Raw genomic sequence first — 15979 nt, 5'->3', positions numbered from 1 at the left:
CCTCACCACAGAACGGCGACGAAGACGTTGAGAATTGCCAGTACGCCCGCGGCGTCGGTCAGCCACGGAACCGGCTTGCCGCGCTTTTCGTCGGCGTGCCCGATCTCGGCGAACGCGGCCACCGCGATCGCCACGATCAGTTTCACGCCGATCTTGGCCATGTTCGGATCCTTGCCCAGCGCATCGATCGACTCGGCTATCCCGACCAGGATCAACCCCGTGACCACCTGCAACCGGGCGCCCCAGACCATGACCTCCGAGACCCGCGGCCGCCCTGCCGCATAACCACCCACCACGGCGGCCATTCCGAGCAGATGCGCGACCACTACGACGTTGTAGACCAACTCCGGCACACTCACGTTCCAACTCCCCATCCTTCGGGGCGACAGCCCACTCTCGTGCCCCGAACTATTCGGACACGCCACTCTCGCACACCTCGGTGGCGGCCGCCGACGTGTGCCCGGTGCTCTTGTGCCGTGGGCGTCCTGCCCAAGCGAAGATGGCCGACTCGGTCACAAGGTCATGTGGCGGGACTGCTGACGGAGAGCGAGGTCATGGTTCAGGCGAACTCACCAGCGTTTCCGACCACGACGCCTGGCTCACGCACGCCGCGCTGCTCGACGCGAACCACAGGTATCCCGGCAACCGACGACAAGTCGGCGGGCGGCCTCGGGTCGACCGGATTCACCGCTTCGCGAGCGCTTCCCGGCGGATCCCCTAGGACAGAGTCGGATTGTCGACCGTAGTGACGACGCTTACCGCGCGGCGGACGTAGCGGTCGTCGGCCGGCATGCTCGCGGCCGGATCCACGGGAGCGGTGAACCTTCCGTCCGCGTGCCCCTCCACCACGGTGTAGTCGGTCGAATCAGTGAGAATCCACAGGTCGAGGTCTATAGCCGGGCAACCCTCGGCCGAAAGTTGCCGCAGGAACCCTGCGTCCGAAGGATGGGGCAGAGTGGGCCGGCCGACCGTGACATTCCGCATTGATTGCGGCCCCTCGTTGCGGGAAACCGGAGACAACGAACGATATCCGGACTCCGAGATCCTCCGTCAGCCTGTCGAAGGTCTTCGCTGCACGGCGGATGTCGCACGATCGCAGGAGGTGTCGCCTTGTCTGTCGACCGCCCTGGCCCGGACCCTCATAACGAGACCGCGGCTGCCGAACGATTCGCCGTCCGCAGTGTTGCGGCGTTTCTGGGCGTCGCGGCCGTCGGTATCGGGTTCGGTGGTCTCACAGCGCTGGTCCGGGCGCGGTGGGAACCGATGCAGACCGCGGATCAGGCGGTCACCGACAGCCTGGTCGCCGTTGTGCTGCAGAACAGGGTGCTACGGGAGGTTCTCGCCAGCGTCACCGGTCTCGGAGGAACCGGGACACTGGCGCTGGTGCTCGCCGTCGGCGCGCTCTGGCTGCTGCTGCGCCGGCTTCCGCGACTCGCTGTCTACGTGGCGCTCACCGGCGCGGGCGGCTTGATCCTCAACGTGGTCGTCAAAGAGCTTGTCGCACGGATACGCCCAGCGGTGGAGACTCCGGTACACAGCCCAGGCGGGTGGAGCTTCCCCAGCGGACATGCGATGAGCTCGCTGGTGTGCTACGGCGTGGTCACGCTCGTTTTCACACCCGCCCTGCGAGCAGGCGCACGCCGCGCCTCGACCGTGTTCGCAGTCCTCGTGGTGGCCGCGGTCGGGTTCAGCCGGATAGCGCTGGGTGCGCACTACCTCACCGACGTCCTCGCAGGCTGGCTACTCGGGTCGCTGTGGCTCGTACTGGCCACCGTCGCGTTCCACCGATGGCGTGGCGACGCCGGAATAGCGAACGCAGGCCCCCTACCCGGTGACTTGCCACCGACCGAGGAAGACGGCTTACGGCCGACCCCGGTTCGGCACGAGCCCGCCCTGCCCCACCCATGGCGAGGACTGAGTGAACTCGCGGTCGCCTGGGTGCTGCTCCTCGGAGGGCTCCTCGGAATCGGCATGCTGGTGCGCGACACCGACACCGACAACCCGCTCCTGCGGTGGGACCGCGGCATCGTGGCCACGCTCGCCGAGTACCGCGACCCGAGGCTCACCTCCGTCCTGAACGTCTTCGGCGAACTCGGCAATACCACCGCGGTCGTGACGGTCGCGCTGATCGTCGCCGCACTGGCAGTAGGCGTTCTCCGCAGCTGGCGACCGGTGTTGTTCCTCGGCATCGCACTGCTGGGTGAGATCACGCTGTTTCTCACCACCACTGCGATCATCGATCGCGCCCGCCCCCAGGTCCCGCACCTCGACCCCCACCTTCCACCCACGTCCAGCTTTCCCTCCGGGCACGTCGCCGCCGCACTGACGCTTTACGCGAGCACCACCGCGCTTGCATGGGCCACCGCGAACCGATGGGGGTATCGCCTTCTCACCGCCGCAGCACTCCTGATTCCCGTGCTGGTAGGCATACAACGCCTCTATGCCGGTGCGCACTACCTCACCGACATCATCGGCTCGGTCCTCCTGTCCTCGGTATGGACCACCGTCGCCTGGTGGATCGTCCAACCCGTCGAAACCTCCGGATCATCAACGCAGAAGCAACTCGGCCATGCCCAGCGGTGATCGGGTAGGCCGCGCCGTCTGCAGAGTGGGGTTTCGGTCTACGCGGTAGCCGGTGTGCCGACGAATCCGATGGCGCGCGTCGCCCGAGTCCGTCGGGCCGCATCCCCGAACTCGCGCGGCACCGCACCCACCCCGGCGGCAACCTCGCCACTCCGACCATCAACCTCATCGGCGGCGCCGGAGTCGTCGTCGCCACCGGGTGGCGCGGCCACGGCGAGACGGTGACCGCCCCTGGCTATCACCACATCGACGTACGCACCGCCACGGCGAGCCGCGCCCGCTGCGCGCCGATGCCCGTCGCAACCGAGACCGGCTGCTCGAGGTCGCTGTGCGCGCGTTCTCGCAGGACGGATCGGACGTCACCCTCGATGCCATCGCCAAGGAGGCGGGCGTCGGCATCGGGACGCTCTACCGCCACTTCCCCACCCGCGAGGCGCTCATCGACGCTGCTTACCGCAGCGAACTCACCCGGCTGTGCGACTCCGTCGACGACCTTCTGGCCGCCCAGCCGCCGGACCGCGCGTTGCGCACGTGGATGGACCGCTTCGTCGACTACGCGACCACCAAACGCGGCATGGGCGACGCCCTGCGCGCACTGATCGCCTCCGGCGGCAACCCGTTCTCCGAAAGTCGCGATCGTCTGACCACGGCCGTCACCACGCTGCTCCGAGCGGGAGCCGAGGCAGGCACACTGCGGTCGGACGTCGCACCCGACGACGTACTCGTCGGCCTCAGCGGGGTATCGCTCGCCACCGAGAGCCCGGAACGCCGAGACCAGGCCGGCCGCCTGCTCGACCTGTTCGTGGACGGATTGCGACCCCGCGCCTGAGTTCCGCTCGGCATCCGCGAGCAGGCAGCGGAGAAGCCGATCGTGCATTTCGATCCGGCTGACCGTAATACTGGGCGTGCCGGTACGGGCGTGGTTTCCTACGAGCCGATCGTCAGGTTCGAGCGAAGGGCCCTGGTATGTTCGCCGATCACGCAGCCGCACCGAGACCGGCCTCAGAGTGAAATGAGTGCTGCGCAGAGGCATTGTTTTCTTGCCGGTGACGACTGGAAGAATGCGACGGCTCGGCGATTCGAGGATTCGCTCTCCGCGCGCCATCGGGGAATGAATGCGCGGCGTCGATTACTCTTTGACGGCTCGCACGCCCGGGCGACTATGCGCGGACAGGCACCGACAGGTCTTCGGCCGACGAGGGGAATCCCGTGAATTTATGGAGCTACGTCCGCGGGCGGGGAGAGGTTCTGGCGTTTCTCACGTATCAGCATGCCTCCCTGGCATTCCAGACCGTTCTGGTCGGGACCGTCGTCGCCGTGCTCATCGCGGTGGCGGTTTATCGGCTGCCCCTGGTGTCGGCGCTCTCCCTGACCTCCAGCCGCGTCGCGTTGACAATTCCTTCGCTGGCGCTGCTGGCGATCCTGCTGGTCCCGTTCGGCCTCGGCGTGACCCCATCGTTCGTGATGCTGGCGTTTTTCGCGGCGCTGCCGGTGATCGGGAATGCGATTGTGGGTTTGCGGTCGGTACCCGCCTCGGTGGTCGAATCCGCGCGCGGCATCGGCTTTTCCCGATGGCGCATTCTGCTGACCGTCGAATTGCCGATCGCCTGGCCGGTGATCCTCACCGGCATCCGGGTGTCCACCCAGATGATCGTGGGCGTCGCCGCGATCGTCGCCTATGTCCTCGGGCCGGGACTCGGATCGCTGATTTTCAACGGTCTTTCCCGTCTGGGTGGAGCGAACGCCTTGGAGATGGCTCTGACCGGCACCATCCTCATCGTCATCATCGCGCTGGTCTTCGACGCACTGCTCGTCCTGCTCGGGCGCCTCACGATCGCGAAGGGACTGTCATGACCGATGATGTGACCAGTCGGCCCGCCTCGGCGCCGGCGGAGCGCAAGGTCACCGGCGCCGCCATCAGGCTGGATTCGGTCGTCAAGCGCTACAAGGGCCAGGAGAGACCGGCGGTGCAACGCCTCGACCTCGAGATCGAGGCGGGTGACATCGTCGCGTTCGTCGGCCCGTCCGGGTGCGGCAAGACGACCACGCTGAAGATGATCAACCGGCTGATCGAGCCGACCGAGGGCCGGATTTTCATCGGGGGTCGCGACGTCACCAGGGAGGACCCCGACAAGCTGCGCCAGTCGATCGGGTATGTCATACAGTCCGGCGGTCTGTTCCCGCATTGGACGGTCGCCAAGAACATCGGCGCCATCCCGCGGGTGCTCGGGTGGGACAAGAAGCGGATCGCCGAACGCACCGAGTACCTGCTCGATCTGGTCGGTCTCGACCCGGGCACCTTCGCCGACCGACTGCCGAAGGACATGTCCGGCGGCCAGCAGCAGCGCGTCGGCGTGGCGCGAGCGCTCGCGGCGGACCCGCCGGTCCTGCTGATGGACGAGCCGTTCGGCGCGGTCGACCCGATCACCCGGGTCCGCCTGCAGGACAGCCTGATCGCGATCCAGCAGGAGCTCGGCAAGACCATCGTGATCGTCACGCACGACTTCGAGGAGGCCACCAAGCTCGGCGACAAGGTGCTCATCCTGTCCGAAGGAGGTCACGTCGAGCAGTACGCGAGCCCGGAGGAAATCCTCACCGACCCCGCCACGCCGTTCGTGGAGGAGTTCGTCGGATCCGGCGCGAAGCTGGCGTATCTGACCGTGTCGCGGGTGCGCGACGTCGCCTACGACGAGGTGATCACCGCCCGGATCGGTGAGCCGGCACGGGACGTGATCGACCGTGCGAAGGCCGCCGGGCACAGCTGGGTCGTGGTCGTCGACGAGGCCGGGCGGCCGCGGTCGTGGCCCGCGCTGACCGAGGTGGCGACCAAACCGGAAGTCTCCGACTACCTCGATCGCCGGTTGCCCGTCGTGGCACGCTCCTCGACCCTCAACGACGCGCTCGACGCCATGCTCGCCACCAGCCAAGGCGCGGCACTGGTCACCGACGGCCGCGGCGCGGTGCTCGGCTCCCTGAGCATCGGCACGGTCACCGAGGTCATCCGGAACAAACTCGCCGAAGGACGCGACGACGAAGCGGAGCCCTCTTACACGACCTATGTCGAGGGCAGCGACCCAGCGCCGACCCCGGTGGTCGCCGCCGACGAGGAACCCGGATCGGCCGAGCCGTCATGAGTCGCCTGCGCCGCGTGCCGCTCGACGTGTGGTTCGAGCCGATCATCATCCTCGTCATCGGCGCCGGATACGCCCTCTGGTACCGGTCGACGACATTCACGGCCACGGAGAAGGCGTCCCTGGGATGGGACAACCTGCAGACCACGATCCTCCAGCACATCAAGCTCACCGTGGTGGCCACCGTGATCGTGGTCGTCGTGGCGATACCGCTGGGCATCGCCCTGACCCGCCCGGCGTTGCGACGACTCGAACCGATCGCCGTCAACATCGCCAATGTCGGCCAGGCTGCGCCCGCGGTCGGCCTGCTCGTCTTGTTCACCTTCTGGCTGGGCACCGGATTCCGCACGGCCATCGTCGGTCTGGTCGTGTACGCGGTGCTGCCCATCCTGCAGAACACGATCGTCGGGCTGCGACAGGTCGATCAGCGCACCATCGAGGCGTCGCGCGGCATCGGCTATTCCGCCGCGCGGACGCTGGCGCAGGTCGAACTGCCGCTCGCGGTGCCGGTGATCCTCAACGGTGTGCGCACCGCGCTGGTGATCCTGGTCGGCACGGCGACGCTGAGCACGTTCATCGGGGCGACCAGCCTCGGCACCTTGATCACCACCGGCGTCACCCTCTTCCTCCCCAAACTGCTGGTCTCCGGCGCGATCCTGGTCGGGCTGCTGGCGTTGCTCATCGACTGGCTCGGCAGACTGGTCGAACTGGCCGCGACCCCGCGAGGTATCTCATGAGAGCGCCGCGAGCCCGCCTGGTCACGCTGGTTTCCGCCCTTGTCGTCGCCGTGGCGACGCTCGCCGGGTGCGGTCTGGTGAGCTCGTCCGGAACGTTCCACGACGCGCGCCTGCCGGACGGCGCACGGCCGCTGGACGGCGCGAAGCTGACCGTCACCTCGAAGAGCTTCACCGAGGGCGTGCTGCTGGGCAAGATCACCGCGACCTACCTGGCCGCGGCGGGTGCGAACGTCACCGACCTGACCGGGGCGCCGGGGTCGGCGTCGTCGCGGCAGGCCCAGCTCAATGGCGACGCCGACGTGCTCTGGGAGTACACCGGCACTGGCTGGGTCAATTACCACAACCAGACCGAGACCATCTCCGACCCGCAGGAACTCTGGCAGCGCGTCCACGACATCGAGAAGCGCGAGCACGACTTGGAATGGCTGCCGCCGGCCAACTTCAACGACACCTACGCCTTCGGCGCGTCCACACCGACCGCCGAACGCCTGAGAGTTCGGTCGCTGTCGGACGTCGCGGCGCTCCCCGTTCCCGACCGGACCTTCTGTGTCGACGACGAATTCTTCAGCCGCTCGGACGGTTTCATTCCGATGCTGCAGAAATACGGGATCCCCTACAACGACCCGAACGGTGTTCCGTCCGGCAACGTCACGCGGATGGACGCCGGAGTCGTCTACACGGCCACGGCCAAGAGCGCCCCGTGCAATTTCGGCATGATCTACACCACCGACGGCCGGGTCGAGAACCTCGATCTGGTCGTCCTCGACGACGACCAGAAATTCTTCCTGCCCTACAGCGGCACCGCGGTCGTGCGAGCGCCGGTCCTGGATCGCTACCCGCAGCTGCGAGCACTGCTCGGCACGATCTCCGAGCGCCTCACCGACGAGTTGATGCAGGATCTCAACGGTCGCGTCGACATCGACGGCGAGGATCCCGCCGACGTCGCATATGACTGGCTGAAGAGTCAGAACTTGATCGAGTAGGCCGGATCGGAGGCCAAGAGGGCGGCAGCCCGTACGGCGGCGTGAACGTACACGCCTCTTTCCACTCTCAATCTATAGCGCACCCCGGGGCTTGCGGCAAGACCCGGGTGATGCCGCAGAATCGCTGGCTGCGGCGTTGCTGCTCGACGCGCTCAGGCGAGAAGCCGTATTCGCGTGACCCACGCGCGACCGTCGAGCCGGGAGAAGGAGGGGCTGTGTCAACTCAGGGGTACGAGGACGAACTGCGGTCCGAGCGGAGCTACGTGACCGGGCTCTACACGCGACTCGACGCGGAGCGCACGCGGGTACGGGCCCGCTACACCGCCGCGCTGCGCGGGAACGGCGGGACGCCGATGGAACGGGACGCCGAGGTGCGCGCACTGGCCAAGCAGGCGAAGCGGCTGGACGTGGCGGACAGCGGACTGTGTTTCGGCCGGTTGGACGCGCTGACGGGCGAATATTGCTATATCGGCCGGATCGGCATCTTCGACGAGGACGACGAGTACGCACCGCTGTTGCTCGATTGGCGCGCGCCCGCGGCGCGCGCGTTCTACGTCGCCACCGCCGCCAGTCCGGAGAACATGCGCAGACGCCGCCAGTTCCACACCCGCGGACGGCATATCATCGATTTCACCGACGAGGTGCTCGGCCGCCCAGGCGGAGGCGAGCGCGGCGACGCGGCGCTGCTCGCGGCGGTCGACGCGCCGCGTGGCGCGGGGATGCGCGACATCGTCGCGACGATCCAGGCCGAACAGGACGAGATCATCCGGCTCGATCACCCAGGAGTGGTGGTGATCGAGGGCGGACCGGGCACCGGGAAGACCGTGGTGGCGCTGCACCGTGTCGCGTACCTGCTCTACACGCAGCGGGAGCAGATGGAACGCAACGGTGTGCTCGTGATCGGCCCCAATCCGGCGTTCCTCGACCACATCGGCCGTGTACTCCCGTCGCTGGGCGAGACGAACGTCGTGTTCATGACCACCGGCGACCTCGTGCCCGGTCTGCGCGTCACCGCGGAGGACATCCCGGATGCCGCCCGGCTCAAGGGCTCCCGGCAGATCCTCGACGTGCTCGCGGCAGCAGTGGCCGACCGGCAGCGGCTGCCGGAACACCCACTGCCGATCGAGCTGACGGACGTCACGGTCCGCATCGACGCCGAGACCGCCGAATGGGCCAGGGACGAGGCGCGCGCGAGCGGGCTGCCGCACAACGAAGCCCGTGCGGTGTTCCGTGAGATCGTCACGTGGGTGCTGACCGAACGGGCGATCGCCCGGATCGGCCGGGGCTGGCTGACCCGGGAAGACCGCCTGGCGTGGGAGAACGTGCGATCGGACCTGATCGCGGAACTCGCGGACAACGACCAGTTCACCGCGGCGCTCGACGAGCTGTGGCCGATCCTGACACCGCGAGGGCTCCTCGCGGAGCTCTACGTGTCCCCGGAGAGGTTGGCGGCGGCAGGCGCCGACCGGGCGCTGGGGCGCGACGTCGGCGATGCCTGGACGGTGTCGGACGTGCCGCTGCTCGACGAATTGGTCGACCTGCTCGGCCGCGAGAAGCCGGACGACGGCGCCGCCGAGCGGGAACAGACGGCCCAGGCCGAGTACGCGGCGGGCGTGCTGGACATCCTGGTCAGCCGCGAGGACATGATGGACGACGAGGACCACCTGTTCGCCCATGACCTGCTCTACGCGGAGGATCTGGCGGATCGCTTCCTGGAGCGCGACACCCGTGCACTCGCCGAACGTGCTGCGGCCGACCGCGATTGGACCTACCGGCACGTGGTGGTCGACGAGGCGCAGGAATTGTCCGAGATGGATTGGCGGGTGCTGATGCGCCGCTGCCCCGGGCGGTCCTTCACGGTGGTCGGCGATCTCGCGCAACGCCGGTCGGTCGCCGGAGCGGCATCGTGGGACGCGATGCTCGAGCCGTACGTGCCCGGCCGGTGGGTCTACCGGTCGCTGTCGGTGAACTACCGCACTCCGGCGGAGATCATGACCGTCGCCGCCGCGGTGCTGGCCGAGTTCGCGCCCGGCGTGCAGCCACCGGAATCGGTGCGCGCATGCGGTGTCCAGCCATGGTCGAGGCAGATCGCCGAACACGAATTGCCCGCCGCGATCGAGGAATTCGTCCGCGACGAAGCCGGTCGCGAGGGCACCAGCATCGTGATCGGTCCGCCGGGGGTGCCAGGCACCGTCCCGGCGTCGGAGACGAAGGGCCTGGAGTACGACGCCGTCCTGGTCGTGGAGCCGGAACGGATCCTCGCCGACGGACCACGCGGCGCGGCCGAGCTCTATGTCGCGCTCACCCGCGCGACCCAACGCCTCGGCGTCCTGCACCATGGCCCGCTGCCACAGGCCCTGACCGGTCTCACCGAAATCGAGGCACCTGCCCATGCCGAAACTCACGAGCGGGTCTGACGATTCGAACAGCCTCTCGGGCGGCTTTCGCGACCTACGGTCGATCGGCCGGAAGCGGCGGTGGGATACCAACAGGCTGCGACCAGTCATCGCGGACAGAGCCGGGAGCGACTCGAACTGCCACGACCGCAATGCGGCGCCATGCTGCGGCCGGGCGGCTGTGCGACATGCCCGTCCCGCCCGAGATGGCATGTCTCCGGTTCTCGGGCGAGGATGACCTGCCCTGGTCGCGAGCAGGCCGCCGAATGCTCAGCCGCCCGGCTGCTCGGGCAGGCGGCAACCCACGGTCGCGGTGATGGTCATGGACCGGGCGTCGGAGAACACCGACAGCTGGGTGTTGCTGTCCCAAGCCGCCGCATCCGGCCCCGCGAACGTGACGTGCCGGTCCGGTGACGAGGCGGCGGGCAGCATGTCCGTCGCGCCGACGGATGCGGCCAGGACACGGGCCGTTTCCTGGAACCCGGGCCATGCCGCTTGTGGCAGCGAACCGTCGGCCCGGTAGCGCGGTAGCACGACACGCCTGCCGCCGGTGTGCTCGTACGGCCCATAGCACGGCCCCAGCGCGCGGTTCTCCGCGCGGCTCCACCGCAATCCCGGTTCGATCGCCGACGCGGCGGCCGCAATCTGCTCGACCACCGACGCCACTTGCCGCTCCGCCACCTCCGAAACCGGCAGCCCGGCCAATTCGCTTCGGGCGGCCGCGATCTCCGCGGCAGAAGGCGGCGGCGCGGGCTCACCGAGGAGGGTCGCGCATCCCCCGGTCGCCGCCGCCACCGCGAACGCGGCAGACCAGCGCAGTACGCCGCGCCGCCGGCGCAGAACGGTCATCGGCCCTCCCATACTCCGGCGGCCGCACCGATGCGAGCTCACTTCTCGCGCAATCCTATTCGCCGACAAGTCCAGGACCGCGGCGCATGACCCCGCGAGTGCCCACGGACGTGGCCGACATGATGTGGCGGCGAGCAGCGCCGCAACATTGACTCAATGAAACAATCATTCTACTCTTGTTTCATGAGGGAGCGGGCCGACGGCGTCGATGAGCGGATCTTGGACGCCGCACTGGACCGCATCCTGCAGTTGGGGATCCGCCGGGCCAGCCTCGAGGACATCGCCCGCAGGGCCGGGCTCAGCCGGATCACCATCCACCGCCGATTCGCGGGCAAGGACAACCTCATCGAAGCGGTACTCGCCCGGGAGACCCGCCGCATGCTGGCCGAGGTCACCGCGATCGCCGCCACCGCCGACAGCGTGGACGCCCAGATCGAGGAGACGATGCTGTACGTCCTCTTGCAGACCCGCATCCACCGCCTGGTCACCCAATTGCTGCGAGTCGCGCCCGAGGAAGCGCTGCGCTTCTCCACGGTGCAGGGCGAACGCCTGGTGTCCATCGGCATCGAGTACATCGTCGGCATGCTCACCCATGCCCAGTCCGCGGGCCTCATCGCGGCCTACGACCCGTACCCGGTCGCCGAAATCGTCGCCCGCCTCGCCCATTCGCTGCTGCTCACTCCCGGCGGAGGCAGCGTCGACTTCACCGACGACGAGCGCGCCCGCGCCTTCGTCCGCACCACCATCGTGCCGCTGATCGAACACGGCATCACCCGCCCCGACGAGGAGCTCACCCATGACCACGTCCGCGACCGTCCCGGCACGGCACCCCGACCGGCCCCGTAAGGCCCCCGGCCTCGGCCCGTTCTCCGCGCTGCTGCGCATCGGGAGACCGTCCCCGCAGCGCTGGCAACTGCTCGGGGAATCCCTCCTCGTCGGCGACGAGCCGATGGACCGCCTGGTCGAGTGGATGTACGCCGAAGGCATGGCCGTCACGCGGCCGTTGTTCGAGCGGGCGCTCCGATCGGGAGTCGACAGCATTCCCGATGCTCCCGCGCCGCTGCGCGAATTCTTCGGCGTGGTCGAAGACACCCCGGCCTGGGTCGACCCGGCCCTGTTGCGCGACGGCGAGCGGGTATTCCGTTCCGGCGGCATCGACGGGCTGTACTTCGCTCGCGACGTCTCGTTCATCGGCGGCTATCTGGCCTCCGGTTTCAACAAGACGCTGCTGCGCACCGGCGCCTTGGAGAAAGGCCCCGCCCGCCGGTTCGCCGAAACCCTGCAGTGGGCGATGGACGTGTCCACCGAGAACGGCATGGACCGATACGGCGTCGGCTACCGCTCCACTTTGCACGTGCGGCTCATCCACTCGCTGGTCCGGCGGCACGTCGGCGCCATGCCCGACTGGCGCACCGAGGAATGGGGCCTGCCGATCAACCAGACCGACATGGCCGCCACCCTGGTCGGCGCGCTGCTCGCGCCGGTCGTCGGCGGCATGGCGCTCGGCGTCATCCTGTCCCCCCGCGAATTGACGGCCGCCGCGCACCTCACCCGCTACGTGGGCTGGCTCATCGGCGTCGAGGAACGATGGCTGCCCACCGGCTTCCGCGACGGCATCGCCATCCTCGACCACTGCCTGACCGCCATCACCAACCCCGACGAGACCAGCCGCCAGCTCGCCCGGCCCATGGCCGACGATCCGCTGAACTGGTCCTACCCCAACCTGCCCGCGCTGCGCGGTCGTCTGGCCCGCGCCCAGCATCTGTCCGTCAGCAGTGCCTTCCTCGGGCCGAGAGCGATGCGGACGCTCGGGCTGCCCGCCTACGTCCCGCCGTGGTACCCCGCCTTGCGAATTCCCGTCAATCTAGTCCGCACCGCCTATACCCACCTGACCCCCGGCGGGCTCGACCGCGCCGCCGTCCACGGCCGGCAGCAGCAAGAAGCCTTCCTGCACCGCCTGATCGGCGAAACCAGCGCCACCATCGGTCATTCCGCACCGCCACTGGAACGCACCGCCTGACCTCTCCGCCGACAACTCGGGGCCGCGCACCAGCCCGCCGGACCGGCGGTCGGTCGAAGAAATTCGCGATCGACAAGGAGACGTTGTGGTACGTCTCCATCGGCTCATCATCTGGGGGCCCGCGAAAGGCGCAGCGCACGTCCGGTTCCGGCGCACCGACGGACTGCATCCGGCCGATCACCTGACGTGCGTGAACGTCGTGGACGCGATCCGCCCGGTCCACTCGCACAACCCCGGCGTAGCCAGACGAAGATCTCTCGATCACGCGTCTGATTCCCCACGACCGGCTTTCCGGCTGAGCCGCCGACGCCGATAGGGAGGTCGCATCGCAGGCAGTCCCGTGTCGGCACGCCCAGCAACCCCCACCGGACAACCGGACTGCGCACTGCACGAGTATGCGCGGTTGTCGACAATGTCACCGGTCGAGCTATCTACACTGACAGCGCTGACTATCACCGGGTCGATGCCTTGTCCGAAACCACACTTCGACGGAGAAGCTTATGTCCGGCCGACGAAACCACAAGCGCAACAGCAGCACCCGTCGCCCGGACACCGTACCGGCCATCCGGTATCCGGCCCGCTCCGTCCTCGACATGCTGCTGCCCGCCATGATCACCCGCCGCAGCAGCGCGCCGAGCCTCGACACCGGCCTGGTGCACATCTGGGGTTTCACCGGCACGGGCGAGGACGACTCCGCGAGCGCGGCAGGTTTCGCGGAACTCTCACCGAATGACATCCCCACGGTCGCCGGTTCTCCGATCCTGGACATCGCCGGCCGGATGATGGCGGGTATGCACGGAAGACTGTGGGGGTTCGGGCTGGCACACCAGGCGGCCGCGGACACGATCGTGCACGGGACCGACGATCAGCCGGACATGACGAGCGCCTCTCCCGACGGATCCGAGGAAGTCTCCACCACCGAGGAGGTCTGGGCCGCGAGCATTTTCGACGCCCGCGGGAGAGAGATCACGCAGCTACGCTATGTCCACCTGCCCGAGCTCGAGCCCATCACCTTCGACAGCGATACCCTCGACCGGCGCAGCACCATTCACGATTGGATCGACCGCGTCCAGACCGGAGTCATCTCCGCGCACGTCTGGGCCGCGGCACTGGCCTTGGACGCGCAGCGCAACCGAGCCGTTCTCGCGCAACTGGAACAGCGGCTGCTGAGTTGACCGCACCGGCGATGCCACCTCACGCAGCCCTCGGGGGTACGCGACGGCTACGGCGGTCGTCCCGGAGCGGGACCACAGCCGCCGTGCCGCTGCCCGGTCGGCGCCGACCGGGCAGCGGCACGGTCGGAAACGAGCGTCAGGCGTGGGTGCGAGCGCCGAACCAACGGACCAGCGATTCCTCCAGACCGTCCAGGTCGCCGCGGTCGGCAGCCCATGCAACGCAGCCGTCGGGACGGATCAGCAGGGCCGAGAGCTCGCGCGACTGAGCCGGTTTCGCGGTGACGACCCGCACTCGCGCGGCCCACCCCGCGGCGCGGGAGCGCAGGTCGGCCGAATCGGGGAGGTCGAGCAGGACGGCCTCGGGCCCGGTGAAGTACTCGCCGAGACGGGTGCCGTCGGCCAATTCGATGTCGGGAGTGGCCGATCCGACCAACGGGTGTCCACCGCCGAGGTCGTAATCAGCGCGACCTGCGCCCGCGTCCAATCCAGCACCCATGCGCCGATCGGATGGCGTTCCGCGGTGTAGGTGGCGAGCATGCCTTCCGGTGCCCAGCCGCGCACGACGGCGGCCGGCTTCCAGCCCCAAGTCGAGCGCGTCGCCGATGCCGAGGTTCAGCCCCTGTCCTCCGAAAGGTGAGTGCACGTGCGCGGCGTCGCACGCCGGCATCACCCCGACCGGCCCGGCTCCCACGACCACCACTTCACATGTCTCGTTCATGGAAGTCACTGTGCGAGGCACGGGTTGCGCCGCCCTTGTGGCTCATTGCATGCCCCTTGCACCGGGGGCTTGCGGCCGCTCCGATCGCCTGTCACAAGCGGGGACGACCGCGGGGCCGGACATGTGAGAATCGGGACATGGGCTCCCGATTCGATCCGTTGGAGGCGGATCCTTGGGGGCGGGCTCGATACGGTCTGCTCGCGCTACCGGCCAAGGTCCCGGGGCAGGCATCCGTGCCGGAATCCAGCACGGCGGCTTCGTCTGCGATCGCCGATGCCCGGGAACAGATCGCGGCTCTCCTCCCTCCACCGCAAGCCTCCGCCACGGCGCGCGAGGTCATCGAGGTCGCCCGAGCGGCATTCGACCTCATGGTCGATCAACTCGGCACCGGGCACACCCGAGACATCCCGGACATGATCGCGCTGCTCGACGAGGCCGACCTGTACGACGTCGCGAATCAATCCATCGTGACCACGCGGTACAACGAGAAGTCCGGAAAGCTGGCGCGGCTCGCCACCGATCTGACGGCACAGGAGAAGAAGGTCTCCGGCAAGGTGGGAGACGCGGCAGAAGACCACATCGAGTTGGTCAAGACGATCAGGGACGAAGCGGCGCGCCTCGCACCGATCCTGCGAGCTGCCGCGGTGCTGGTCTCGGCGCGATCGGAGAAATTGACGCCGGCCGAGGACAAGGCGCTGCTGACCGAAGTCGTCGCCACACTCGTGCGGGTGGAGACGAAGTTCGCCGCCGTGGCCGGGCACAACGCCGATCGGGCGGCAACCATGGGCCCGATGACTCTGGAGCAACTGGAGCGCATATTCCCGGGCACATCGCCTGCGACCTTGCGGAAATATCGTCCCTACCTCAACCAGGCAATGCGCGACTACGGGATAGACACCCCGAAGCGCGAAGCCGCGTTCCTCGCCCAGCTCGGAGTGGAAACAGACAATCTGAAAACGCTCACCGAATACGGTGATTCGTCGTACTTCAACCGTAACTACGGGCCCGGCTCCAGTGTCGGGCCGAGCCTCGGCAACAAACATCCCGGTGATGGCGCCCGCTTTCACGGACGGGGCGGCATGCAGCTGACCGGACGCGACAACTACCGGGACGCGGGCGAGGCCCTCGATGTCGATCTCGTCGGCAATCCCGGACTGGCCGCCGATCCGAAGTACGCCTTCGCCACGGCGGGCTGGTTCTGGGACGCCGAGAAGTTGAACGAGCAGGCCGACGAATCGGACTTCGACGCCATCACCCGAACGATCAACGGCGGTTCGAACGGCAGTTCCGAGCGCAACGAGACCTACCACCGCGCCCGCAAAGTTCTGGACGCCGATTGAGGCGCCCGCTCCTCAGGCGCGGCCTGGAGTCGGCAGACGCCGACGCG

At 68.3% G+C, this 15979-nt stretch carries 15 protein-coding genes; 11 read left to right on the top strand and 4 right to left on the bottom strand.

The window, feature by feature from the left end; genetic code table 11:
- Positions 1 to 2 precede the first annotated feature (2 nt).
- Together ACWEKR_RS03980 and ACWEKR_RS03975 are read right to left on the bottom strand one after the other, a co-directional pair.
- On the bottom strand, positions 3 to 305 hold the full coding sequence (locus ACWEKR_RS03980; protein ID WP_452353438.1) for a hypothetical protein: 303 nt from the start codon (positions 303 to 305) through the stop codon (positions 3 to 5).
- A gap of 412 nt (positions 306 to 717) precedes the next feature.
- Positions 718 to 984 (bottom strand): hypothetical protein, encoded by a 267-nt coding sequence (locus ACWEKR_RS03975; RefSeq protein WP_452353181.1) that lies wholly within the window; start codon positions 982 to 984, stop codon positions 718 to 720.
- A 126-nt stretch (positions 985 to 1110) separates the two neighbouring features.
- Between ACWEKR_RS03975 and ACWEKR_RS03970 the strand changes: the two genes are divergently transcribed.
- The 7 genes from ACWEKR_RS03970 (at position 1111) to helR (ending at position 9851) form a co-directional block, all read left to right on the top strand.
- On the top strand, positions 1111 to 2583 hold the full coding sequence (locus tag ACWEKR_RS03970) for a phosphatase PAP2 family protein (protein ID WP_452353180.1): 1473 nt from the start codon (positions 1111 to 1113) through the stop codon (positions 2581 to 2583).
- A gap of 280 nt (positions 2584 to 2863) precedes the next feature.
- Complete coding sequence (locus ACWEKR_RS03965) at positions 2864 to 3412, top strand: TetR/AcrR family transcriptional regulator (RefSeq protein ID WP_452353437.1); 549 nt, start codon at positions 2864 to 2866, stop codon at positions 3410 to 3412.
- Between the two features lie 380 nt (positions 3413 to 3792).
- Positions 3793 to 4437: an ABC transporter permease gene (locus ACWEKR_RS03960; protein WP_159846867.1), complete on the top strand. Its 645-nt coding sequence runs from the start codon at positions 3793 to 3795 to the stop codon at positions 4435 to 4437.
- Positions 4434 to 5717 (top strand): ATP-binding cassette domain-containing protein, encoded by a 1284-nt coding sequence (locus ACWEKR_RS03955; RefSeq protein WP_452353179.1) that lies wholly within the window; start codon positions 4434 to 4436, stop codon positions 5715 to 5717. The genes ACWEKR_RS03960 and ACWEKR_RS03955 overlap by 4 nt, the downstream gene beginning before the upstream one ends.
- Entirely contained in the window at positions 5714 to 6451 is a 738-nt protein-coding gene (locus ACWEKR_RS03950; protein WP_452353178.1) for an ABC transporter permease, read from the top strand. Before ACWEKR_RS03955 ends, ACWEKR_RS03950 begins: the two co-directional genes overlap by 4 nt.
- Positions 6448 to 7434 (top strand): glycine betaine ABC transporter substrate-binding protein, encoded by a 987-nt coding sequence (locus tag ACWEKR_RS03945; RefSeq protein ID WP_452353177.1) that lies wholly within the window; start codon positions 6448 to 6450, stop codon positions 7432 to 7434. Before ACWEKR_RS03950 ends, ACWEKR_RS03945 begins: the two co-directional genes overlap by 4 nt.
- 215 nt (positions 7435 to 7649) lie before the next feature.
- Complete coding sequence (helR, locus tag ACWEKR_RS03940; RefSeq protein ID WP_452353176.1) at positions 7650 to 9851, top strand: RNA polymerase recycling motor ATPase HelR; 2202 nt, start codon at positions 7650 to 7652, stop codon at positions 9849 to 9851.
- Positions 9852 to 10100: 249 nt separating this feature from the next.
- On the opposite strand, the gene ACWEKR_RS03935 is transcribed toward helR, so the two are convergent.
- A complete protein-coding gene (locus tag ACWEKR_RS03935) occupies positions 10101 to 10679 on the bottom strand; it encodes an LppA family lipoprotein (RefSeq protein WP_452353175.1) in 579 nt (192 codons plus the stop codon).
- A gap of 183 nt (positions 10680 to 10862) precedes the next feature.
- On the opposite strand from ACWEKR_RS03935, the gene ACWEKR_RS03930 reads away from it, so the two are divergent.
- The 3 genes from ACWEKR_RS03930 to ACWEKR_RS03920 all read left to right on the top strand — a co-directional run bounded on the left by ACWEKR_RS03930 (position 10863) and on the right by ACWEKR_RS03920 (position 13874).
- Positions 10863 to 11525: a TetR/AcrR family transcriptional regulator gene (locus tag ACWEKR_RS03930; protein WP_452353174.1), complete on the top strand. Its 663-nt coding sequence runs from the start codon at positions 10863 to 10865 to the stop codon at positions 11523 to 11525.
- The gene (locus tag ACWEKR_RS03925; RefSeq protein WP_452353173.1) at positions 11476 to 12699 is read left to right on the top strand and encodes an oxygenase MpaB family protein; all 1224 of its coding nucleotides are present in this window, start codon (positions 11476 to 11478) and stop codon (positions 12697 to 12699) included. Before ACWEKR_RS03930 ends, ACWEKR_RS03925 begins: the two co-directional genes overlap by 50 nt.
- 500 nt (positions 12700 to 13199) lie before the next feature.
- On the top strand, positions 13200 to 13874 hold the full coding sequence (locus tag ACWEKR_RS03920; protein ID WP_452353172.1) for a hypothetical protein: 675 nt from the start codon (positions 13200 to 13202) through the stop codon (positions 13872 to 13874).
- 136 nt (positions 13875 to 14010) lie between these two features.
- On the opposite strand, the gene ACWEKR_RS03915 is transcribed toward ACWEKR_RS03920, so the two are convergent.
- Positions 14011 to 14592: an aromatic-ring hydroxylase C-terminal domain-containing protein gene (locus ACWEKR_RS03915; RefSeq protein WP_452353171.1), complete on the bottom strand. Its 582-nt coding sequence runs from the start codon at positions 14590 to 14592 to the stop codon at positions 14011 to 14013.
- Between the two features lie 137 nt (positions 14593 to 14729).
- Here ACWEKR_RS03915 and ACWEKR_RS03910 point away from each other — a divergent pair, with 137 nt between their 5' ends.
- On the top strand, positions 14730 to 15932 hold the full coding sequence (locus tag ACWEKR_RS03910) for a glycoside hydrolase family 19 protein (protein WP_452353170.1): 1203 nt from the start codon (positions 14730 to 14732) through the stop codon (positions 15930 to 15932).
- Positions 15933 to 15979 lie beyond the last annotated feature (47 nt).

The sequence above is a fragment of the Nocardia sp. NPDC004573 genome (genome assembly GCF_053602135.1).
The sequence above is the reverse complement of the archived record's forward strand: the minus strand, read 5'-3'. Positions and strand labels throughout refer to the sequence as shown.